This window comes from Leifsonia sp. GW821-FHT13C09 (assembly GCF_058806435.1).
On record NZ_JBXAPS010000001.1, the window covers coordinates 299,785 to 322,757 of the forward strand.

Sequence of the window (22,973 nt, forward strand, 5' to 3'; positions counted from 1 at the left end):
TTTGCGCCGAGTCGGCGGTGTGGGGTTGTGCCGCTGGTGGGACTCGAACCCACACGCCCTTCCGGACAAAGCATTTTGAGTGCTCCGCGTCTGCCATTCCGCCACAGCGGCGCACAACAACACCTGAACAATACCGTAGGCTTTTACCCGTGACTGACCAGGAGACCACCCCCACCGCACCCCGCCGAGTCGTCGTCGCGGAGGACGAGTCGCTCATCCGGCTCGACATCGTCGAGACTCTCCGCGACAACGGTTTCGAGGTCGTCGGCGAGGCCGGGGACGGCGAGACCGCGGTCGCGCTGGCCACCGAGCTGCGCCCCGACCTGGTCGTCATGGACGTCAAGATGCCCCAGCTCGACGGCATCTCGGCGGCCGAGCGCCTCTCCAAGAACCACATCGCGCCCGTCGTGCTGCTGACCGCGTTCAGCCAGAAGGAGCTCGTGGAGCGCGCGACCGAGGCCGGCGCCCTCGCCTACGTGGTCAAGCCGTTCACGCCCAACGACCTCCTGCCGGCGATCGAGATCGCCCTGGCCCGCTACCAGCAGATCATCGCGCTGGAGGCCGAGGTCTCCGACATGGTGCAGCGCTTCGAGACCCGCAAGCTGGTCGACCGCGCCAAGGGCCTCCTCAACGAGAAGATGGGCCTCAGCGAGCCGGACGCGTTCCGCTGGATCCAGAAGGCCTCCATGGACCGCCGCCTCACGATGCACGACGTCGCCCAGGCCATCATCGAGCAGCTCGCCCCCAAGAAGTAACCCGCGCCGCGCTGCCGCGCTGCGCGGGCGCCGCGATTCGTGGCGGATCGCGCGCAACCGCGCCGCATTCGCGACATTCGTCACGAATCGCGCAACCCGCACCTTGCGACATTCGTCACGAATCGCGCGAGACCGCGTCGCATTCGCGACATTCGTGCCGAATCGCGCGGCGGGTGAGCGCCGCGATTCGTGACGAATCGGGCGCTACAGGTTCTTGATGAGGTTCGTGATGCGGATCGTGGAGCAGCGGCGGCCGCGGTCGTCGGTGACGGCGATCTCGTGCGTCGTCAGGGTGCGGCCGAGGTGGATGGGCGTGCACACGCCGGTCACGTAACCCTCCGTCGCCGCGCGCGTGTGCGACGCGTTGATCTCGATGCCGACCGCGAGGCGGCCCTCGCCGGCGTAGAGGTTCGCCGACATCGACCCGAGGGACTCGCCGAGGACAACGTAGGCGCCGCCGTGCAGCAGGTCCGCGGGCTGCGTGTTGCCGAGCACGGGCATCCGCGCCACGGCCCGCTCGATCGTGAACTCCACGATCTCGATGCCCATCTTGTCGGCGAGGGCGCCGAGCCCCCGCTGCTTCACGTACGCCAGCGCGTCCTCGGTCATCTGCTGCCTCTCCGCTGTGGTTCCGGCCGACGTCGGCCGTCGGCAGTGCTTCGTCGTCCCGGGACTGTCATCGGCCCCTTGTAGGCTTGCCTGGTGTCAGACTCCGAAAAGCCTACCCTTCTGATCATCGACGGCCATTCGCTGGCATTCCGGGCCTTCTACGCCCTCCCCGTCGACAGCTTCGTGAACCGCGAAGGGCAGCACACCAACGGCATCCACGGCTTCATCGCGATGCTGATCAACCTGCTCCAGCAGCAGCGTCCGACGCACCTCGCCGTCGCGTTCGACATCTCGCGCTACTCCTTCCGCACCCGCGAGTACCCGGAGTACAAGGGCACCCGCAACGAGACCCCCTCCGAGTTCGTCGGCCAGATCCCGCTGCTGGAGGAGGCCCTCCACGCGATGAACATCACCACCATCGCCAAGGAGGACTACGAGGCCGACGACATCCTCGCCACGCTCGCCCGCCAGGGCCGCGAGCAGGGCTACCGCGTCCTCCTGGTCTCCGGCGACCGCGACACCATCCAGCTCGTCAACGACGACGTCACCCTGCTCTACCCCAACGTGCGCGGCGTCTCCGAACTCAAGGTCTACGACCCCGCCGCGGTGCGCGAGCGCTATGGCGTCGAGCCGCACCAGTACCCGGAGATCGCCGCGCTGGTCGGCGAGACCAGCGACAACCTGATCGGCATCGACAAGGTCGGCGAGAAGACCGCCGTCAAGTGGGTCCAGCAGTACGGCACCGTCGAGAACATCGTCGCCCACGCCGACGAGATCAAGGGCGTCGTGGGCCAGAACCTCCGCGACCAGCAGGAGAACGCCCTCCGCAACCGCCGGCTCAACAAGCTCCTGGACGACGTGGAGCTGGAGGTCGGGCCCGCCGACCTGGAGCGCAAGCCGCTCAACGAGAACGCCGTGCGCGACATCTTCGCGCGCCTCCAGTTCAAGACGCTGCTCGACCGGTTGATGAAAGCCGCGGCCGAGGACGACACGCTCGCCGCCGGCGGCGGCGGAACCGCCCCGTCGGAGGGCGACGCCGGCGCGGTGAGCGCGCCGGCCGTCCGCACCCTGGTGGACGAGGAGCTGGCCAACTGGCTGGCCAAGGCCTCCGCCGACGGCGCCGCGGTCGCGGTTCAGCTCGAGACCGGCCCCGCCGGCATCACCGGCTTCGGCCTGGCCGCCGCCGACGACACGGTCTACGTCCCGTGGGCCGCGGGCCGCCCCGACTACACCGCGCTGGAGGAGTGGCTCGCGAGCAGCGCGCCCAAGTACTTCTTCCACGCCAAGCCGCAGTTCAAGGCGCTCAGCCGCGCCGGCTTCGTGGTCGACGGGCTCGCGTTCGACACCCGGATCGCGTCCTGGCTGGTCAAGCCGGGCGCCGCGCCGCAGTCGCTCGCCGAGCAGGTCTACGAAGTCCTCGGAGAGACCCTGCCGGTTTCCGATCCGAACCAGCTCGTGCCGCTGAACGACGCAGTGAGCCCCGCGACCGAGGCCTGGTACATCCGCCGCGTGGCCGAGGGCCAGATGATCGCGCTCGACGCGGGCACCCGCGCCGTGCTCGACGACATCGAGCTGCCGCTCGTCGCTGTCCTCGCCGAGATGGAGCTCGACGGCGTCTCGATCGACACCGAGGTGCTGAGCCGCCTGCGCGGCCAGCTCACGGACAAGGCCAACGACTACGCCGCGCGAGCCTACGCGGAGGTCGGCCATGAGCTCAACCTGGGCTCGCCCAAGCAGCTCCAGCAGGTGCTGTTCGACGAGCTCGGGATGCCGAAGACCCGCTCCACCAAGACCGGCTACTCGACCGACGCGCAGTCCCTGGCCGACCTGCAGGGGAGCAACCCGCACCCGTTCCTCGACCTGCTGCTCCAGCACCGCGACGCCACCAAGCTGAAGCAGATCGTGGAGACGCTGGAGCGTTCGGTCGGCACGGACGACCGCATCCACACCACCTACGACCAGACCGGCACCAGCACGGGCCGCATCTCGTCCAACGACCCGAACCTCCAGAACATCCCGATCCGCACCGAGGAGGGCCGCGAGATCCGCTCGGCGTTCCGCAGCGGCCCGGAGTACGAGATATTGCTGACCGCCGACTACTCGCAGATCGAGATGCGCATCATGGCGCACCTGTCCGAGGACCCGGGACTCATCGAGGCGTTCAACGCGGGGGAGGACCTGCACCGCTTCGTCGGCGCGCGCGTGTTCGGCGTGGCGCCGGAGGACGTCACCCCGCTCATGCGCACCAAGGTCAAGGCGATGTCGTACGGCCTCGCCTACGGCCTCAGCCCGTTCGGCCTGTCCAAGCAGCTCCGCATCGAGACGAAGGAGGCCCGGGACCTGATGGCCGGCTACTTCGAGCGCTTCGGCGCGGTGCGCGACTACCTGCGCAGCGTCGTGGAGATCGCCCGGGTGGACGGCTACACCGAGACGATCTTCGGTCGCCGCCGTCCGTTCGCCGACCTGACCTCCACCAACCGGGTGCTGCGCGAGAACGCCGAGCGCCAGGCGCTCAACGCTCCCATCCAGGGCTCGGCGGCCGACATCATGAAGATCGCCATGCTCGGCATCGCCGGCGACCTGATCGACCAGAAGCTGAACTCCCGGATGCTGCTCCAGGTGCACGACGAGCTCATCTTCGAGGTCGCCCCCGGCGAATGGGACGCCCTGGAAGCGGTCGTCCGCACCCGCATGGCCGGCGCCGCCGACCTCCGCGTGCCCCTCGACGTGCAGATCGGCCGCGGCCCCAACTGGGAGGCCGCCGCCCACTGACCCGTCGCACCCGCGACCCCCGCCGCCGAGTACGCGATAAGTCCGCCGAAAACCGTCGAGTACGCAGACTATTCGCGTACTCGACGGCCTCATTCGCGTACTCGACGGCGTGGTGGGGGCAGTCGATAGGCTCGGGGCATGACGAACGCAGAGAAGCGCGAACCGACTCCGATCGACACGATCGCTGAGGAGTGGGTCGACACCCAGTTGGAGCTCCACCCCGAGTACCACGTCTGGCTCGGCCGGCCCGGCCGCGAGGGCGAGTACTCCGACTACTCGCCGGCCGGCGCCGAGCAGGCCGTCGGCAAGGTGCGCGAGGCGCTGGCGAAGATCCGGGCCGCCGAGCCGGTGGACGACATCGACCGGGTGACCAAGATGGACCTGTCCCGCGAGCTCGAGCTCACCATCGAGAAGCACGAGGCCGGCTTCAGCCAGCGCGACCTCAACGTGATCGCTTCCCCGGCGCAGGAGCTGCGCGACATCTTCGACCTCGTCCCGACCGACACCGAGGAGGACTGGGCCAACGTCGCCACCCGCCTGCACAACCTCCCGGCCGCGATGGACGGCTACATCGAGACCCTGCGCAGCGGCATCGCCAACGGCAACGTCCCCGCGATCCGCCAGGTGCGCGAGGTGCTGGCCCAGGCGAACAAGCAGGTCGCCGGAACCGGGTTCTTCTTCGACTTCACCGGCTCGGCGAAGACCCTCGACGGCGAGCTCCCCGCGTCGCTGAAGGCCGACCTGGCCGAGGGCGCGAAGGAGTCGGCCGCCGCCTACGCCACGCTCGCCGCGTTCCTGCAGGACGAGCTCGCCGCTCACGCGCCGGAGAAGGACGCGGTCGGCCGCGAGCTGTACGCTCTCGCCTCCCGCGACTTCCTCGGCGCGACCGTCGACCTGGACGAGACCTACGAGTGGGGCATCGAGGAGCTCGCGCGCATGGTCGCCGAGCAGGAGTCGATCGCGAACGAGATCAAGCCGGGCGCCTCCGTGCACGAGGCGATCGCGTTCCTGGACGGGGACGCCTCCCGCAAGCTGCACGGCACCGACGCGCTGCAGCGCTGGATGCAGGAGACCAGCGACCGCGCCATCGAGGAGCTGGGCCGCACGCACTTCGACATCCCCGCCGAGATCCGCCGCCTGGAGTGCATGATCGCCCCCACGCAGGAGGGCGGCATCTACTACACCGGCCCGAGCGACGACTTCGCCCGTGCCGGCCGGATGTGGTGGAGCGTCCCGGAGGGCGTCACCGAGTTCGACACCTGGCGGGAGCTGACCACCGTGTACCACGAGGGCGTCCCGGGCCACCACCTCCAGATCGCACAGGCCACCTACAACAAGGCGCAGCTGAACTCCTGGCGCCGCATCGCCGGCACCTCGGGCCATGCCGAGGGCTGGGCGCTCTACGCGGAGCGCCTGATGGAGCAGCTCGGCTACCTCGACGACCCGGCCGACCGGCTCGGGATGCTCGACGGCCAGCGGATGCGCGCCGCCCGCGTCGTCCTCGACATCGGCGTCCACCTGGAGAAGCAGCTCCCCGACGGCTCCGGGCCGTGGACCGGCGAGTACGCGTTCGGCTTCCTGGCCGACAACGTCAACATGAACGAGGGGTTCGTCCGGTTCGAGGTGAACCGCTACCTCGGCTGGCCGGGGCAGGCGCCGTCGTACAAGATCGGCCAGCGGATCTGGGAGCAGCTCCGCGACGAGTACGCGCGCCGCGAGGGCGCGTCGTTCGACATCAAGGCGTTCCACAAGAAGGCGCTCGACATCGGCGGCGTCGGCCTGGACACGCTGAAGTCGGCGCTGCTCGACTGAGCGCCCGCAACAGCAGAGAGCGCGCAGCCGCGATGACCTCCCCGTACCGGGCCGTGCTCGGCCCTGCGTTCGACGACCTCCATCCGCGGCTGCGCGCCTACTTCGACGCCATCCCGGACGGCTCGGCCGGCGTCGGCCGGGGTGTGTTCGACACCGTCGGCACGCCCCGGCGCTGGCTGTGGCCGGTGCTGGCGGTCTTCGCCCGGGCGCACGTGATGTTCCCGGTGTGGGAGCGCGGTGTGCCGTTCACGGTCGAGAACGTGCCGGTGCTGTCGGCCGACGGCGGCCCGGCGGTCCGTGCGGTGCGCCGCTTCGAGCTGCGCGGGCGCGCGCTCGACATGCGCGACGAGATCGGCGTGGACGGCTGGTTCATCGTGGACCGCCTCGGCTCGCCGGTGCTCGCCGAGGCCTGGTTCTCCGCCCGCGTCCTCGACGGCGCCCTCCGGCTGACCTCGCGCCGGGTCGCGCTGCGGGTCGGCCGGCTGCGGATCGTCCTTCCGCGGCTGGTCGCTCCGGTCGTCGCCCTCACCGAGCGCTACGACGACGAGCGAGACGCGCAGGCGGTCTCCGTCGTCGTGCGCGTCCCGCTGATCGGTAGGGTGTACCAGTACGCGGGGAGGTTCCGATACGAGGTCGGGCGCCGCGAGGCCGGCGGGGACGCCGCAGCGGGGGAGTGAGTGAGCGAGCGCATCGTCATCGCCGGCGCGTCCGGGTTCATCGGACGCTATCTGGCGGAGCACTACCGCGCCGCGGGCGCGACGGTCCTGCTGGTGGGGCGCGACGGCGCCGACGCGTGCTGGGGCGACGCTGAGGCGCTGCGCCGGGTGGTCACCGGCGCGGACGTCCTGATCAACCTGGCTGGCAAGAGCGTGAACTGCCGCTACAGCGACGCCAACCGTGCCGAGATCTTCCGCTCCCGGCTGGAGACCACACGCGAGCTGCGGGAGGCCGTCGCAGCGTCCGACGCCCCGCCCCCGGTGTGGTTCAACGCCTCCACCGCCACGATCTACCGGCACGCCGAGGACCGGCCGATGACGGAGTCCACCGGCGAGCTCGGCACGGGGTTCTCGGTGATCGTGGCGCGCGCCTGGGAGGCCGAGTTCTTCGAGGGGGAGCTTCCCGGGACGCGCCGCATCGCGCTGCGCATGGCGATCGTGCTCGGAGACGGCTCGGCGCTCGTCCCGCTCATCCGGCTGGCACGCTTCGGCCTGGGCGGCCCTCAGCTCGACGGCCGGTGGTTCGCCACGACCGCGCGGCGCAACGCGGGCACCTTCCACGAGTTCCGCGCCCGCGGGGGACGGCAGCGGTTCAGCTGGGTGCACATCGCCGACGTGTTGGGCTCGATCGAGTTCGTACGCCGGCATCCCGAGCTCGACGGCCCGGTCAACATCGCGGCGCCGCACCCGTCCGACAACCGCGCGCTGATGGCTACCCTGCGCCGCGTGCTCCGCGTCCCGGCCGGGCTGCCGGCCTTCCGGTGGATGCTGGAGCTCGGCACCGCGGTCATCCGCAGCGAGACCGAGCTGGTGCTGAAGAGCCGCTGGGTGGTGCCAGAGCGGCTGCTCGCCGCGGGCTACGAGTTCGCCTTCCCGGACCTGGAGCCCGCTCTCCGCGACATCGTCGCCGGACGCGAGTTGCCCCTTGCGCAGACCAGTCGGTAGACTGGACCGTCACTTGTGTGACATCCACATCCGCCTGCCGTTCGCGGAAGACACCCACAAAGGTTCGCGTTCGGCCTGATTTATGTCCATAACGGAGCATCCACTACATGACAACCGCAACGACCGACAAGGCACCGAAGCAGGTCGCAGTCAACGACATCGGTTCTGCTGAAGACTTTCTTGCCGCGGTCGAAAAGACGCTGAAGTTCTTCAACGACGGAGACCTCATCGAGGGCACCGTCGTCAAGATCGACCGCGACGAGGTCCTCCTCGACGTCGGCTACAAGACCGAGGGTGTCATCCCCTCCCGCGAGCTTTCCATCAAGCACGACGTCGACCCCAGCGAGGTCGTCGAGGTCGGCGACACCGTCGAGGCGCTCGTTCTCCAGAAGGAGGACAAGGAAGGCCGCCTCATCCTGTCCAAGAAGCGTGCGCAGTACGAGCGCGCGTGGGGCGACGTGGAGAAGATCAAGGAAGCCGACGGCGTCGTGACCGGTACGGTCATCGAGGTCGTCAAGGGCGGCCTGATCGTCGACATCGGCCTCCGCGGCTTCCTGCCGGCGTCGCTCATCGAGCTGCGCCGCGTCCGCGACCTGACCCCGTACCTGGGCCAGGAGATCGAGGCGAAGATCCTCGAGCTCGACAAGAACCGCAACAACGTGGTCCTGTCGCGCCGCGCGCTGCTGGAGCAGACCCAGTCGGAGTCCCGCACCACGTTCCTCAACAACCTGCACAAGGGCCAGGTCCGCAAGGGCGTCGTGTCCTCGATCGTCAACTTCGGCGCGTTCGTCGACCTGGGCGGCGTGGACGGCCTCGTGCACGTCTCCGAGCTCTCGTGGAAGCACATCGAGCACGCCTCCGAGGTCGTCGAGGTCGGCCAGGAGGTCACCGTCGAGATCCTCGAGGTCGACCTGGACCGCGAGCGCGTCTCGCTGTCTCTTAAGGCGACTCAGGAAGACCCGTGGCAGGTCTTCGCCCGCACCCACGCGATCGGTCAGGTCGCGCCGGGCAAGGTCACGAAGCTGGTTCCGTTCGGTGCCTTCGTCCGCGTCGCGGACGGCATCGAGGGTCTGGTGCACATCTCCGAGCTCTCCGGCAAGCACGTCGAGCTCGCGGAGCAGGTCGTGTCGGTCGGCGAAGAGGTCTTCGTCAAGGTCATCGACATCGACCTGGAGCGCCGCCGCATCTCCCTGTCGCTCAAGCAGGCGAACGAGGGCGTCGACCCCGAAGGCACCGAGTTCGACCCGGCCCTCTACGGCATGGTCACCGAGTACGACGAGCAGGGGAACTACAAGTACCCCGAGGGCTTCGACCCGGAGACCAACGAGTGGAAGGAAGGCTTCGAGACCCAGCGCGACGAGTGGGAGCAGCAGTACGCCGCTGCCCAGGCTCGTTGGGAGGCGCACAAGCGCCAGGTCGCGAAGGGCATCGAGGAGGCGGCCGCCGACAGCGGTTCCTCGTCCTACTCGAGCGAGACCGGCAACGGCGGCACCCTGGCCGACGACGAGTCGCTCGCCGCTCTGCGCGAGAAGCTCAGCTCCAACAACTGAGATCCGTCTCACCTGTGAACGGCCGGTCCCTCCGGGGGCCGGCCGTTCCGGCGTTAAGCCGAGGGAGCAATAGGCTGGTCGCCGTGCATCTCATCGGACTGACCGGCGGCATCGCCTCCGGGAAATCGACCATCGCCTCCCGCCTCGCCGAGCTCGGCGCCGTCGTCGTGGACGCCGACCGCATCGCCCGGGAGGTCGTCGAGCCCGGTACCCCGGCGCTGGCCGAGATCGCCCGCACCTTCGGCGACGGCGTGATCGCCCCGGGCGGCAGCCTCGACCGGCCCGCACTCGGCGCGATCGTGTTCGGCGACCCGGACGCCCTCCAGAAGCTCAACGGGATCACCCACCCGGCCGTGCTCGCCGCCTCCACCGCGCGGTTCGAGGCCGCGGCCGCCGCCGACCCCGCGGCGATCGTCGTGTACGACGTGCCGCTGCTGGTCGAGTCCGCCAACGAGTACCCTTTCGACCTGGTGGTCGTCGCGCACGCCGACGCCGCGACGCGGATCGATCGGCTGGTGCGGCTGCGCGGGATGGACCGCGCGGAGGCCGAGCGCCGGATCGGGTCGCAGGCCTCCGACGAGGAGCGCCTGGCCGTGGCGGATGTGGTGATCGACACCGACGGTCCGCTGGATCGGACGCTGGAGCAGGTGGACGAGCTCTGGGAGAGCCTGCGGAGCTGAGCGGACGCTGTCCCGTTCCGCTCTCAGCGAGAGCGGGCCTCGATGTCGGTGGTCGTTCCTAGACTGGACTCATGCAAGCCACGCGTCTCGTCCGTCCGTTCGAGGTCGTCAGCGAATTCGCGCCCAGCGGCGACCAGCCCAAGGCCATCGCCGAACTCGCCGCCCGGATCAACGCCGGCGAGACCGACGTCGTCCTCCTCGGCGCGACCGGTACCGGCAAGTCGGCGACCACCGCCTGGCTGGTCGAGCAGGTGCAGCGCCCGACGCTCGTGCTCGCCCACAACAAGACCCTCGCCGCGCAGCTCGCCAACGAGTTCCGCGAGCTGCTGCCCAACAACGCGGTCGAGTACTTCGTCTCGTACTACGACTACTACCAGCCCGAGGCCTACGTCCCGCAGACGGACACCTTCATCGAGAAGGACTCCTCGGTCAACGCCGAGGTCGAGCGGCTGCGGCACTCCACCACCAACTCGCTGCTCAGCCGGCGCGACGTGGTCGTGGTCTCCACCGTCTCCTGCATCTACGGCCTCGGCGCCGCGGAGGAGTACCTGGAGGCGATGGTCGCCCTCCAGGTCGGGCAGAACGTCGGCCGCGACGCGCTCATCCGGCGGTTCGTCGCGATGCAGTACGAGCGCAACGACGTCGACTTCTCGCGCGGCAAGTTCCGCGTGCGGGGCGACACCATCGAGATCATCCCGATGTACGAGGAGCACGCGGTCCGCGTCGAGCTGTTCGGCGACGAGATCGAAGCGCTGTACTCGCTGCACCCGCTCACCGGCGAGGTGCTGCAGAAGATGGACGCCGTGTCGGTCTTCCCGGCCACGCACTACGCCGCCAGCCCGGCGACGATGCAGCGCGCCATCGGCACCATCCAGGAGGAGCTGCGCGAGCGGCTGCAGGAGCTGGAGCGCGAGGGCAAGCTGCTGGAGGCGCAGCGGCTCCGGATGCGCACCCAGTTCGACCTGGAGATGATGGAGCAGATCGGATTCTGCTCCGGCATCGAGAACTACTCGCGGCACATCGACGGCCGGCAGCCCGGCGAGGCGCCGAACTGCCTGCTCGACTACTTCCCGGACGACTTCCTCGTCGTCATCGACGAGTCGCACGTGACCGTCCCGCAGATCGGCGCCATGTACGAAGGCGACGCCTCGCGCAAGCGCACGCTGGTCGAGCACGGCTTCCGCCTGCCCAGCGCCCTCGACAACCGTCCGCTGCGCTGGAACGAGTTCAAGGACCGCGTCGGCCAGACGGTATACCTGTCGGCGACCCCGGGCCAGTACGAGATGGGCGTCGCGGACGGCGTGGTCGAGCAGATCATCCGTCCGACCGGCCTGGTCGATCCGCAGATCGTCGTCAAGCCGACCAAGGGCCAGATCGACGACCTGCTCGAGGAGATCCGGCTGCGCGTCGAGCGCGACGAGCGCATCCTGGTCACCACGCTGACCAAGAAGATGGCCGAGGAGCTCACCGACTTCCTCGCCGAGGCCGGCGTGAAGGTCCGCTACCTGCACTCGGATGTGGACACCCTCCGCCGCGTCGAGCTGCTGACCGAGCTGCGCGCCGGCGTCTACGACGTGCTGGTCGGCATCAACCTCCTCCGCGAGGGCCTGGACCTGCCGGAGGTGTCGCTGGTGGCGATCCTCGACGCCGACAAGGAGGGCTTCCTCCGCTCGTCGACGTCGCTCATCCAGACCATCGGCCGCGCGGCCCGAAACGTCTCGGGCGAGGTGCACATGTACGCGGACGTGCTCACCGACTCGATGAAGAACGCGATCGAGGAGACCGACCGCCGCCGTGAGCTCCAACTCGAATACAACCGCGCCAACGGGATCGACCCGCAGCCCCTCCGCAAGCGCATCGCCGACATCACAGACGTGCTGGCCCGCGAGGAGGCCGACACGGCCCGGATGCTCGCCGGCCGCGAGCAGCGCCGCAAGAGCCCGACGCCGAACCTGCGGAACGGCGGCATCGCCGCCCAGGGCGCAGCCGAGCTGGAGTCGCTGATCGCGGACCTCAACGACCAGATGCTCGCCGCGGCAGGCGAACTGAAGTTCGAGCTGGCGGCGCGCCTGCGCGACGAGCTGTCGGATCTGAAGCGCGACCTTCGGCAGATGGAGAAGGCCGGGCACCTGGGCTGAGCGCCGGCTACATCGGCATCAGCTCTCCCACCTCGACGCTCCCGCCGTAGCCGAGGCCGGGGCAGCCTTCCGCCAGCGCGGTCGCCGCCGCCAGGTCGGCCGCTTCGACGAACGCGTAGCCGGACAGGGCGTTGGCTCCGGCCGGCGCTCCCAGCAGCGCGGTCGTCCCGACGCGGCTGCCCGGGTCGGTCACCGTCGGGCCGATCTTCTCGAACCAGGCGCCCCAGGCGGCGATCTCGTCCTCCGTGGCGGTCACGGCGGGGTCGTTGCGGAACGCGAACACGAACGCAGACATGATGTCCTCCTTCTGAATCCGGTTGACGTCGGACGTCAACTCAGCAGTACGACGTGGCAGGTCACCCGAAATCGACAGCGCCCGCGCCACCTCCGCGCTACGGTGGCAGAGTGGGTTCGACGGCGACGCGGACACGGCAGCGGTGGGGGATGGTCACCGCCGCCGCGGTGCTGCTCGCCCTCTCGGGGGTGGCGCTCGCCTTCCAGGGCGCTCCGGTCTTCACCGGGCTCCGGTTCACCCCGCCGGCCGCCGACCTGCAGCCGCACCCCGGGGAGCAGCGGGCCACCGGCACTCCCGCGCCGTCGGAGATCCCGCACGAGACCCGCGTCGACCTGACCTGGGTGACCTACGCGGTCATCGCGTTGATCGTCGTCGTCCTGCTCGGCCTGCTCTGGCGATACCTGCGGAGGAGGCTTCATCCTGCGCTCCCCGGACTCAGCGGCGCTGTCGACGGCTCTACCGAGGGGACCGTCGCACCCGAGCCGCCCGCGCAGCCGCGTCCCGAGCGCGTCCGCCGCGGCCTCGACCGCGCCCTCGATCTGCTCGGCGAGGGCCGGGAGCCGCGGGACGCCATCGAGCGGGCCTGGCTCGGGCTGGAGGAGGGCGCGGCCGACAGCGGTGTCCACCGCCTGCCGGCCGAGACGCCGGGGGAGTTCGTCCGCCGCGTCCTCGCCCGGGTCGCGTCCGACCGCGATGCCGCCGGTGATCTTCTCGACCTCTACCTGCGCGCCCGATTCAGCGACGCGCCCGTGACCGCGACCGATGTGGCTGCGGCCCGCGCCGCGATCGAGGCGTTGCGCGCCTCGTGGGGGACCGCAGCGGTGGGCGGGGTGGACCGGTGACGCGCGCGCGGATGGTCCGGCGTGCCGTCGGCTGCGTCGTCGCGGCCGCGGTGGTCGGGGTGGCGGCCTGGTTCTTCGGGATGGACGCCCCGCACGCCGTCGGCCTCGGGTTCGTGGTCTTCGCGCTCGGCGCCGTGCTCTCGCTGCTCGGGGATCAGGCCGAGGTCACCTGGCCGGTGCCGTCGCCGCAGCCGCGGCCCGGCGCCCGGCGGGACGTGGTCCAGCTCGGCTGGGCGCTCGGCGCCCGCGGCGGACGCGTGTCCCCGGAGGCGGTCCGCCGGTTGCGCGGGCTCGCCGCCGAGGTGCTCGACCGGCACGGTGTGCAGCTGGACGACGTGACCGCCGCGCCCCAGGTCATCGCACTCCTGGGAGAGGAGACCGCCCGCCTGTTGCACAAGGGCAGCGCCGTCGCCCCGCGCCCGAAGGAGTTCGCCGCCTCGCTCGCCCGGCTGGAGGCGCTGGCCGGCCCCGGCCCCGAGGCGCACCGGCACGCGCAGGACGGTGGTCAGGCGGCGTACCAACGGACGCAGGACGGCGGTTCGGCGGCGCACCCTGCTCCGGCCTCGGCGGGGTCGCCTCCCTCCGCGGCAGGCGGTTCGGCCGAACCGCTCACCACCGAGCGAGGAGCCGCATGACGCCCACCGCCTCCACCACGCGCACGTCCCGCGGCGCCGACACGACAGGAGCCCGATGACCCCGGAAACTTCCGCCGCCGCAGCGCAGAGCACCGCGGCGGCCGACGCCGTGCCGGCCGACGCCGCGCCGGCCCACGCCACGCCGGCCGACCCGGCGACCGGCCCCGCCCCGCTCCCCGTCGCCGAGGTCGCCCGGCTCGGCGCCGAGGTCCTCGACCGCGTGGAGTCCGTCGTCGTCGGGATGCGCGAGCCCCTGCACATCGCACTCGCCACGGTCCTGGCCGGCGGCCACGTGCTGTTCGAGGACGTCCCCGGCCTCGGCAAGACGCTCGCCGCGCGCAGCATCGCGAGCGCCGTCGGCCTGGACTTCCGGCGGCTGCAGTGCACGCCCGACCTGCTGCCGTCCGACATCACCGGCTCCTTCGTCTACGTGCCGTCGACCGCCGAGTTCGAGTTCCGGCCGGGGCCCGTGTTCACCGGGCTGTTCCTCGCGGACGAGATCAACCGCACCTCGCCGAAGACGCAGTCCGCGCTCCTGGAGGCGATGGCCGAGGGACAGGTGTCCGTCGAGGGGCGCAGCTTCGCGCTGCCACGGCCCTTCCACGTGGTCGCGACGGCGAACCCGATCGAGTCGGAGGGCACCTACGCCCTCCCGGAGGCGCAGCTCGATCGCTTCATGGTCCGGCTCGGTGTCGGCTACCCGGACCCGGACGGCGAGACGCAGGTGCTCCTCGCCCGCGTCGCCCGGCGGCACGAGGTCGCCACGGTCGAACCGGTCACCGACGCCCGGACGCTGCTGGCGATGCAGGCGGGCGTCGAGAGCGTGGACGTGGACCCCGACATCGCCGCCTACTGCGTCCGGCTGGCCGCGGCCACGCGTCGGCACCGCTCTGTAGAGGTGGGGGCGTCGCCGCGCGGGTCGCAGGGCCTCCTGCTGGTCGCCCGGGCGCTGGCGGTGCTCGCCGGCCGCGACTTCGTCATCCCCGACGACGTCAAGCGGGTCGCGGTCCCGGTCCTCGCGCACCGGCTGACGCTGACCGTGCAGGCGTGGACCAGCGGCGTGAGCGCGTCGCAGGTGGTCCTGGAGGTCGTGTCCTCCGTGCCCGGACCGCCGGCGGTGGGCGTGCGCGAGCGGGAGGCCGCGGACTGATGTCGCTGTGGTCGCGGGCGCGCATGCCCGGCCCGCGCGAGCGGACCGAGGCGCCGGCCGGCGGCTCCGGGTGGGCGCTGAGCCCGGCGGTGACCGCGGCCGCGATCGTCGCTGCGGTGTGCCTGGTCGCCGCGTTCGTGCTGTCCCGGGTCGAGCTGGTGCTGGTCGCGGCGCCGCTGCTGCTGGTGGCGGTGGCCGGCTGGTCGTCGCGGCCGGAGTCCGCGGCCGCCCGCACCCGCGTGAGCATCGCCGGCGACGACCCGGACGGCCGCGTGCGCGTCGACGCCGTGGCGGAGGCGGACGGCCGGCCGGACGGCGTGCACCTGCGCATCCACCGCGCGGATCGTGCGCCAGAGGACGCGGTGGTCACGCCGCGCGAGGCGGCGCGGCTGCGCTTCCGCGTCGCCGTCTCGCACTCCGGCCCGCAGCGGATCCTGTCGCTCGCCGCCCGCGGGATCGGGCCGGACGCGGCGTGGACCGGTGACCCGGGTCTCCCGGCCGTCGCGGAGCGCGTCGTCCGCCCGGTCGCCCAGCGGGTGCGGAGCCTCCCGCTGCCCGCGCGCCTGCTCGGACTGACCGGTGGCCACGTCTCCACCCGGCCGGGCGACGGCGGCGAGTTCCGGGACATCGACCGGTTCCGCCCCGGCGACCGGCTCCGCCGCATCGACTGGAAGGCGACCGCCCGCCTCGCCCAGCGCCCCGGCGAGCTGTATGTGCGCCGGACGACGGCGACCTCCGACGCCGCGGTGCAGCTCGTCCTGGACGCCCGCGACGACGTCCCCGGCGCGGTCGCCGGCTGGGCGGCGCCGTACCCGCGGCCCGGAGCGACGTCGCTCGACCTCGCGCGGGAGGCCGCGGTGTCCTTGGCCGGCGCCTACGCCGCTGCGTCCGACCGTGTGGGGTTCGACGACCTCTCCGACGCGCGCCGTGCGCTGCCTCCGCGCGCGGGCGCGCGACACCTGCACCGGGTCCAGCGCGCGGTGGAGCTGACCACCGCGCACGGGTCGGCGACCGAGCGCGCCAGGGCGCCTCGGCTCGCGCAAGGGGCGGTGGTGTTCGTGATGTCCACCTTCCTCGACGACCAGGCCATGCGTCTGGCGCTCACCTGGCGCGCGGCGGGGCACCGGGTGATCGCGGTGGACGTACTGCCGCCGCGCACCGTCCACGACCTGCCGTCCCGGGAACGGCTGGCGCTGCGGATCGTGGACCTGGAGCGCGGCCTGCGACTGGACCGGCTGCGAGCGGCAGGGACCGAGCTGCTGGTGTGGGCGTCGCCCGACCGCGACGCGACACTGCGCCGGCTGGCGACGCCGAGGAGGCGGATATGAGCAGCGGGACGGGGGTGAGCGGCGCGGGTGAGCAGACTCCGGCCACCCCCGACCTCGGCCTCACCCTCCCGGCCTGGTCGCTCCGCGTGGCGTTCGCGGTCGTCGCCGTCCCGCTCGCCGTGAGCACCGCGCCCAGCGGCCCGTGGCCCGCCCTGGCCGTCCTCCTCACCGGGGTGGCGGTCGCCGTCCCGCGCTGGCGGGTCGCGTGGGTGCTCATCGGCGTGCTCGCGTTCTCCACCCTCCTCGAACCGGGCACGCTCACGCTCCGGCTGCTCGCCGTGATCGCCGCCGTCCACGTGCTGCACATGCTCGCGGCCTGGATGCTGGTCCTCCCCGCGAGGGCGCGGTTGCAGCCGGCCGTGCTGCTGCCGTCGCTGCGGCGCCTGGTCCTCATCCAGGTGCCCGTGCAGGCGGCCGCGATCGTGCTGCTGCTCGTCGCCCGGCCCGCCGCGGCGCCGTGGCTGGCGATGGTCTCCGGCGCCGCGATCGTCGGGCTGGTGGCCCTCCTGGCGGCGCTCCTGCTCGCCCGGCCGCGGGCTTGATCCCGGCGCCGGGTACGAATGTCGGTGGTGCGGCGTACGCTCGCGCGTGGTCGCACATCCTCTGGCCGAGTTGCTAGGATCGAACAAAGCTTCGAACTCGCCTACACGGCCTCCGACGGGGGCGTCGCGCGGTGCGCGGTGGGCGAACACGCGGGTGGGGCGACGGCGAATAGCGGAGAATGGAACGAGTGAGCACTCTGAATAGCAGGAGTTCGGGCAGCAGGAGTTCGGCGGGCAATCCGAGCAAGGTCGTGGGGTCGCACCTCAGCGTCCGCGGCGCCCGCGTGCACAACCTCCACAACGTCGACCTCGAGATCCCGCGCGATTCGCTGGTCGTCTTCACGGGACTGTCCGGCTCGGGCAAGTCCTCGCTCGCCTTCGACACGATCTTCGCGGAGGGGCAGCGCCGCTACGTCGAATCGCTGTCCGCGTACGCGCGGCAGTTCCTCGGCCAGGTCGACCGGCCCGACGTCGACTTCATCGAGGGCCTGAGCCCCGCGGTGTCGATCGACCAGAAGTCCACCAACCGCAACCCGCGGTCGACGGTCGGCACCATCACCGAGATCTACGACTACATGCGCCTGCTCTGGGCGCGCATCGGCGTCCCGCACTGCCCGGTCTGCGGCGAGAAGATCCAGCGCCAGACGGTGCAGCAGATCGCCGACCAGCTCATGGAGCTGGAGCCGGGCACGCGCTACATGGTGGTCAGCCCGGTCATCTCGCAGAAGAAGGGCGAGTTCGTCGACCTCTTCAAGGAGCTCGCCGCGAGCGGCTATTCGCGCGCGCTCGTGGACGGCGAGCAGATCCAGCTCAGCGAGCCGCCGACGCTGAAGAAGCAGTACAAGCACGACATCTCCGTCGTGGTCGACCGTCTGGTCGCCGGACCCGACATCCTCGGGCGGCTCACCGACTCGCTGGAGACCGCGCTGCGGCTCACCGACGGCCTGGTGCAGGTCAACTTCGTGGACCGCGAAGGTCCCGAGGCGTGGCAGTCGTTCAGCGAGAAGCTGTCCTGCCCGAACAGCCACCCGATCCAGCTCACCGAGATCGAGCCGCGCACCTTCTCGTTCAACGCGCCGTTCGGCGCCTGCCCGGAGTGCTCCGGGCTCGGCACGCGCATGTCGGTGGATGAAGACCTGCTGCTCGGCGACGACGAGCTCAGCATCGCTGACGGCGTCATCGTTCCCTGGACCACGCAGGGCAAGGGCCTCTTCAACTACTACGAGAAGCTGCTCGACGGCCTCGCCCGCGACCTCGGCTTCTCGCTGAAGACGCCGTGGAAGAAGCTGCCGCAGAACGTGCAGGAGGCCGTGCTCCGCGGCGACAACTTCGAGGTCAAGGTGCGGTGGAAGAACCGCTACGGCCGCGAGATGTCCTACACGTCCGGCTTCGAAGGCGTCGTGCCCTACATCGAGCGCCAGTACGCGCAGGCCGAGACCGACAGCCAGCGCACCCGGTGGGCCGAGTACCTCCGCGAGGTGCCGTGCCCGGTCTGCCAGGGCAAGCGGCTGAAGCCCGAGGTGCTCTCGGTGCTCGTCCACGGCGCGTCCATCGCGGACGCGTCCCTGCTCAGCCTGTCGGACGCCCGTGCCTTCATGGAGAAGCTGCACCTCACCGAGCGCGAGCAGAAGATCGGCGCGCAGGTGCTGCGCGAGATCAAGATCCGCCTGGACTTCCTCATCCAGGTCGGCCTGAGCTATCTCGACCTGGCCCGCGCGGCGGCGACGCTGTCCGGTGGCGAGGCGCAGCGCATCCGCCTGGCGACCCAGATCGGGTCGGGCCTCACCGGCGTGCTGTACGTCCTGGACGAGCCGAGCATCGGCCTCCACCAGCGCGACAACCGCCGCCTGATCGACACGCTCGTCGCGCTGCGCGATCTCGGCAACACGCTGATCGTGGTCGAGCACGACGAGGACACCATCCGCACGGCCGACTGGATCGTGGACATCGGTCCGGGGGCCGGCGTCAACGGCGGCCACGTCGTGCACTCCGGCTCCTACGACGAGCTGCTGGCCAACACCGAGTCGCTGACCGGCGACTACCTGGCCGGCCGGCGCGAGATCGCCATCCCGGAGAAGCGGCGCAAGATCGACAAGAAGCGCGTGCTCCGGGTGGTGGACGCGGAGGCCAACAACCTCAAGAAGGTGACAGTCGACTTCCCGCTCGGCGCGTTCGTGGCGGTCACGGGCGTCTCGGGCTCCGGCAAGTCCTCGCTGGTCAACGACATCCTGTACCGGGTGCTCGCCAACAAGCTCAACGGCGCCCGCAAGCTGCCGGGCAAGCACCGCACGGTGACCGGACTGGAGAACCTGGACAAGGTCGTGCACGTCGACCAGGCGCCGATCGGGCGCACGCCGCGCTCCAACCCGGCGACCTACACAGGCGTCTTCGACCGCATCCGCACCCTGTTCGCGGAGACGCCGGAGGCCAAGGTCCGCGGTTACCTGCCGGGCCGGTTCAGCTTCAACGTCAAGGGCGGTCGCTGCGAGACCTGCTCGGGCGACGGCACGATCAAGATCGAGATGAACTTCCTGCCCGACGTCTACGTCGCGTGCGAGGTCTGCGGGGGAGCGCGGTACAACCGCGACACCCTAACTGTGCACTACAAGGGCAAGAACATCGCCGAGGTGCTCGACATGCCGATCAGCGAGGCGGCCGAGTTCTTCCGGCCGATCTCGGCGATCCACCGCTACCTGCAGACCCTCGTGGACGTCGGCCTCGGCTACGTCCGTCTCGGGCAGAGCGCCACGACGCTGTCCGGCGGCGAGGCGCAGCGCGTCAAGCTCGCGACGGAACTCCAGCGCCGGTCGAACGGACGCAGCGTGTACGTGCTCGACGAGCCGACCACCGGGCTGCACTTCGAGGACGTCCGCAAGCTCCTCCTGGTGCTCAACGGCCTGCTCGACAAGGGCAACACGGTCATCGTCATCGAGCACAACCTCGACGTCATCAAGTCCGCCGACTGGATCATCGACATGGGTCCGGAGGGCGGCGCCGGCGGCGGCGAGGTCATCGCGACCGGCACGCCGGAGCAGGTGGCCGAGACGCCGGGGAGCCACACAGGCTACTTCCTCAAGGAGATCCTCCAGGGGGAGGGCGCGCTCGGTGGCGAGCGTGTCCGCGGCGCCGCGTAGGATCACGCTGTGCAGAGTACGGACACGGTCGGCTACCGCCCCAAGGCCGGCGAGATCCCCACGCAGCCGGGCGTCTACCGGTTCCGCGACAAGAACCGGAGGGTGCTCTACGTCGGCAAAGCGAAGAACCTCCGCGCGCGGCTGAGCAACTACTTCCAGCCGCTGCGGAGCCTGCACGAGCGCACCCGGCGGATGGTGATCACCGCATCGAGCGTCGAGTGGACGGTCGTCGCCAGCGAGTTCGAGGCGCTCCAGCTGGAGTACACCTGGATCAAGGAGTTCAACCCGCCGTTCAACGTGCAGTTCCGGGACGACAAGTCTTACCCGTACCTGGCGGTGACGCTGGGGGAGCGGATCCCGCGCGTCATGGTCACCCGCAACCGCAACCTCAAGGACGCGCGCTACTTCGGTCCGTACACGAAGGTCTGGGCGATCCGCGACACGGTCGACCTCATGCTGAAGGCGTTCCCGGTGCGCAGCTGCTCCGACGGCGTGTTCCGCCGCGCCGAGCTGACCGGGCGGCCGTGCCTGCTCGGCGACATCGGCAAGTGCGCCGCGCCCTGCGTCGGCCGGATCAGCCCGGAGGACCACCGCGAGCTCGCCGAGGACTTCGTCTCCTTCATGGCGGGCAACGACAGCAAGTACATCCGCGACCTCACCGAGAAGATGAAGCAGGCGGCGAGCACGCTCGACTACGAGGCCGCCGCGCGGCACCGCGACGCGATCGGCGCGCTCGAGGCGGCCATGGGCAAGAGCGCGGTCGTCCTGCAGGAGAACGTGGACCTCGACGCCTTCGGCATCGCGCACGACGAGCTCGCCGCCGCCGTGCAGCAGTTCATCGTCCGCGGCGGCCGCATCCGCGGTGTGCGCTCCTGGGTGGTCGACAAGGAGCTCGACATCTCGCTGGGCGAGCTGGTGGAGACCGTCCTCCAGAACGCCTACGAGGGCGCCGACGCGCCGCCGCGCGAGATCATCGTGCCCGAGCTTCCGGAGGACGCCACCGAGCTGGAGCAGTGGCTCATGGCCCGCCGGGTGGAGGCCGACGAGGCCGCCCCCGTGCGGCGCGGCCCCAAGTCGACCGGTCGCGTGGAGCTGCGGGTCGCCCAGCGTGGCGACAAGGCCGCGCTCGCGCAGACCGCGGAGATGAACGCGAAGAACGCGCTGATCCTCTACAAGACCCGGCGCAGCTCCGACTTCGTCGCGCGTTCGAAAGCCCTCAACGACATCCAGGACGCCCTCGGCATGGCCGAAGCGCCACTCCGGATGGAGTGCTTCGACGTCTCGCACCTGAGCGGCACCAACATCGTCGCCTCGATGGTCGTTTTCGAGGACGGCCTGCCGCGCAAGGACCAGTACCGCCGGTTCAGCATCCCGGAGTCCACCGACGACACCGAGTCGATCTACCAGGTGATCTCGCGCCGCCTGGCGTACCTGCGGGACGACGGCGACCAGCCGGACGCCGACCAGCCGGATACGGCCGAGCAGCCCGACATCGAGCAGCGCGACGGCGACGGCGACGACCCGCGGATCGACGTCGACGCCGAGCTCGCGGAGGCCGCGGAGCGCCGCCGCCGCAAGTTCTCCTACCCGCCGAACCTCCTCATCGTCGACGGCGGCCAGCCGCAGGTCGCCGCGGCGCAGCGCGCGCTGGAGGAGTCCGGCGTCACCGGCATCCAGCTCGCCGGCATCGCCAAGCGACTGGAGGAGATCTGGCTGCCGGACTCCGACTTCCCGGTCATCCTGCCGCGCAACAGCGACGCCCTGTTCCTGGTGCAGCGCATCCGCGACGAGGCGCACCGCTTCGCGATCACCTACCAGCGGGCGCGGCGCAAGCGCGACATCTCGACGGTGCTGGGGGAGATCCCCGGCCTGGGACCCGCGCGCGTGAAGGAGTTGCTCAAGCACTTCGGATCGGTGGCGCAGCTGCGCCAGGCGACGCCCGAGCAGATCGCGGAGGTGCGCGGCGTCGGCCCGGCCATCGCGGCGGCCGTCCACGACCGGCTCGCTGCCGGCTGAGCGCCGCCCACCCGCGAAGAGGAGCCCGCGCAGAAGCGCACGACTCCGGAAACCGCCTCGGCGCGGCGGGTCAGTCGGTAGGCTGGTCGCACCCGGTCAGAGAAGGAGAGCACGTGGCGAGCGACATCGACACGAACGCCGAGCAGCAGGAAGTGCTGATCGTCACCGGGATGTCGGGGGCGGGACGGTCGACCGTCGCCAACGCCCTCGAAGACCTCGACTGGTACGTGGTCGACAATCTGCCTCCGCAGATGCTGCGGCCGCTGATCGAGCTGGCGAACCGGGCCGAGTCCGGGCTGCCGCGGATCGCCGCGGTGGTCGACGTGCGCGGCCGCAATTTCTTCGAAGACCTGCAGTCGATGATCCAGAGCCTGCGCGAGGGCACGAAGGTGCGGGTGCTGTTCCTGGAGGCCTCCGACGCCGTGCTGGTCCGCCGCTTCGAGCAGGTGCGGCGCCCGCACCCGCTGCAGGGCAACGGCACCATCCTCGACGGCATCGACGCCGAGCGCGCGCGGCTGCGCGAGATCCGCGAGGCGAGCGACATCATCGTCGACACCACCGACCTGAACATCCACCAGCTCGCCACCAACATCACCGACACCTTCGCGGCGGAGGACACCGCCGGCGTCCAGGTGACCGTGATGAGCTTCGGCTTCAAGTACGGCCTCCCGCCGGACGCCGACCTGGTCGCCGACGCGCGGTTCCTGCCGAACCCGTTCTGGAACCCCGAGCTGCGCCCGCACACCGGGCTGGACGAGATCGTCCGCGACTATGTGCTCCAGCAGGACGGCGCCGAGGAGTTCGTCGACGGCTACACCGCCGCGATGCGCCCGATCTTCGCCGGCTACCAGCGCGAGAACAAGCGGCACGCGATGATCGCGATAGGCTGCACGGGAGGGAAGCACCGGTCCGTCGCGATAGCCGAAGAGCTCGCGACCCGGTTGAGGGGCTTCCCCGGCGTCGCGGTCAACACCAAGCACCGTGACCTGGGCCGTGAATGATGCCGGCCGCCCACTTCACGGCGTGACCCGCGCCGTCTTTCACAGTTAGGAAT

18 protein-coding genes and 1 tRNA gene are annotated in these 22,973 nt (G+C 70.8%); 16 read left to right on the top strand and 3 right to left on the bottom strand.

The annotated features are described in order from the left end of the window. Window positions 1-28 precede the first annotated feature (28 nt). A tRNA-Leu gene (locus tag AC1ROW_RS01425) sits at window positions 29-111 on the bottom strand. 38 nt (window positions 112-149) lie between these two features. On the opposite strand from AC1ROW_RS01425, the gene AC1ROW_RS01430 reads away from it, so the two are divergent. Beyond that, on the top strand, window positions 150-755 hold the full coding sequence (locus AC1ROW_RS01430) for an ANTAR domain-containing response regulator (RefSeq protein ID WP_179605811.1): 606 nt from the start codon (window positions 150-152) through the stop codon (window positions 753-755). A 204-nt stretch (window positions 756-959) separates the two neighbouring features. Here AC1ROW_RS01430 and AC1ROW_RS01435 read toward each other — a convergent pair whose 3' ends face one another. Beyond that, complete coding sequence (locus tag AC1ROW_RS01435; RefSeq protein ID WP_493017090.1) at window positions 960-1,364, bottom strand: hotdog fold thioesterase; 405 nt, start codon at window positions 1,362-1,364, stop codon at window positions 960-962. Between the two features lie 93 nt (window positions 1,365-1,457). Between AC1ROW_RS01435 and polA the strand changes: the two genes are divergently transcribed. The 7 genes from polA (at window position 1,458) to uvrB (ending at window position 11,977) form a co-directional block, all read left to right on the top strand. Continuing rightward, window positions 1,458-4,136: a DNA polymerase I gene (polA, locus tag AC1ROW_RS01440; RefSeq protein ID WP_493017091.1), complete on the top strand. Its 2,679-nt coding sequence runs from the start codon at window positions 1,458-1,460 to the stop codon at window positions 4,134-4,136. Window positions 4,137-4,274: 138 nt separating this feature from the next. After that, a complete protein-coding gene (locus tag AC1ROW_RS01445) occupies window positions 4,275-5,948 on the top strand; it encodes a DUF885 domain-containing protein (RefSeq protein ID WP_493017092.1) in 1,674 nt (557 codons plus the stop codon). Window positions 5,949-5,980: 32 nt separating this feature from the next. Further along, the gene (locus AC1ROW_RS01450) at window positions 5,981-6,625 is read left to right on the top strand and encodes a DUF4166 domain-containing protein (RefSeq protein ID WP_493017093.1); all 645 of its coding nucleotides are present in this window, start codon (window positions 5,981-5,983) and stop codon (window positions 6,623-6,625) included. Continuing rightward, on the top strand, window positions 6,626-7,609 hold the full coding sequence (locus AC1ROW_RS01455) for an epimerase (RefSeq protein ID WP_493017094.1): 984 nt from the start codon (window positions 6,626-6,628) through the stop codon (window positions 7,607-7,609). It abuts the gene before it with no gap. A 107-nt stretch (window positions 7,610-7,716) separates the two neighbouring features. Further along, window positions 7,717-9,159: a 30S ribosomal protein S1 gene (gene rpsA / locus AC1ROW_RS01460; RefSeq protein ID WP_345834910.1), complete on the top strand. Its 1,443-nt coding sequence runs from the start codon at window positions 7,717-7,719 to the stop codon at window positions 9,157-9,159. Between the two features lie 83 nt (window positions 9,160-9,242). Then, window positions 9,243-9,839 carry a dephospho-CoA kinase gene (gene coaE / locus AC1ROW_RS01465; RefSeq protein ID WP_493017095.1) on the top strand — a complete coding sequence of 199 codons (597 nt, stop codon included), beginning with the start codon at window positions 9,243-9,245 and terminating at the stop codon, window positions 9,837-9,839. Window positions 9,840-9,910: 71 nt separating this feature from the next. Beyond that, complete coding sequence (gene uvrB, locus AC1ROW_RS01470) at window positions 9,911-11,977, top strand: excinuclease ABC subunit UvrB (RefSeq protein WP_493017096.1); 2,067 nt, start codon at window positions 9,911-9,913, stop codon at window positions 11,975-11,977. A gap of 7 nt (window positions 11,978-11,984) precedes the next feature. On the opposite strand, the gene AC1ROW_RS01475 is transcribed toward uvrB, so the two are convergent. Beyond that, the gene (locus AC1ROW_RS01475) at window positions 11,985-12,272 is read right to left on the bottom strand and encodes a hypothetical protein (protein WP_493017097.1); all 288 of its coding nucleotides are present in this window, start codon (window positions 12,270-12,272) and stop codon (window positions 11,985-11,987) included. A 110-nt stretch (window positions 12,273-12,382) separates the two neighbouring features. Here AC1ROW_RS01475 and AC1ROW_RS01480 point away from each other — a divergent pair, with 110 nt between their 5' ends. From AC1ROW_RS01480 to rapZ, 8 genes are all read left to right on the top strand, one after another. Continuing rightward, window positions 12,383-13,114, top strand: a complete 732-nt coding sequence (locus tag AC1ROW_RS01480; RefSeq protein ID WP_493017098.1) for a DUF4129 domain-containing protein — start codon at window positions 12,383-12,385, stop codon at window positions 13,112-13,114. A gap of 11 nt (window positions 13,115-13,125) precedes the next feature. After that, window positions 13,126-13,749 (top strand): hypothetical protein, encoded by a 624-nt coding sequence (locus tag AC1ROW_RS01485; protein ID WP_493017099.1) that lies wholly within the window; start codon window positions 13,126-13,128, stop codon window positions 13,747-13,749. Window positions 13,750-13,804: 55 nt separating this feature from the next. Beyond that, window positions 13,805-14,899 carry an AAA family ATPase gene (locus AC1ROW_RS01490; RefSeq protein WP_493017100.1) on the top strand — a complete coding sequence of 365 codons (1,095 nt, stop codon included), beginning with the start codon at window positions 13,805-13,807 and terminating at the stop codon, window positions 14,897-14,899. Further along, window positions 14,899-16,227, top strand: a complete 1,329-nt coding sequence (locus AC1ROW_RS01495; RefSeq protein ID WP_493017101.1) for a DUF58 domain-containing protein — start codon at window positions 14,899-14,901, stop codon at window positions 16,225-16,227. The genes AC1ROW_RS01490 and AC1ROW_RS01495 overlap by 1 nt, the downstream gene beginning before the upstream one ends. Next, window positions 16,224-16,769 (top strand): hypothetical protein, encoded by a 546-nt coding sequence (locus AC1ROW_RS01500; protein WP_493017102.1) that lies wholly within the window; start codon window positions 16,224-16,226, stop codon window positions 16,767-16,769. Before AC1ROW_RS01495 ends, AC1ROW_RS01500 begins: the two co-directional genes overlap by 4 nt. 251 nt (window positions 16,770-17,020) lie before the next feature. Beyond that, window positions 17,021-19,903, top strand: coding sequence for an excinuclease ABC subunit UvrA (gene uvrA, locus AC1ROW_RS01505; protein WP_493018343.1), 2,883 nt, complete (start codon window positions 17,021-17,023; stop codon window positions 19,901-19,903). A gap of 9 nt (window positions 19,904-19,912) precedes the next feature. After that, entirely contained in the window at window positions 19,913-21,919 is a 2,007-nt protein-coding gene (gene uvrC / locus AC1ROW_RS01510; protein ID WP_493017103.1) for an excinuclease ABC subunit UvrC, read from the top strand. A 113-nt stretch (window positions 21,920-22,032) separates the two neighbouring features. Next, complete coding sequence (gene rapZ / locus AC1ROW_RS01515; RefSeq protein WP_493017104.1) at window positions 22,033-22,920, top strand: RNase adapter RapZ; 888 nt, start codon at window positions 22,033-22,035, stop codon at window positions 22,918-22,920. Window positions 22,921-22,973: the final 53 nt, after the last annotated feature.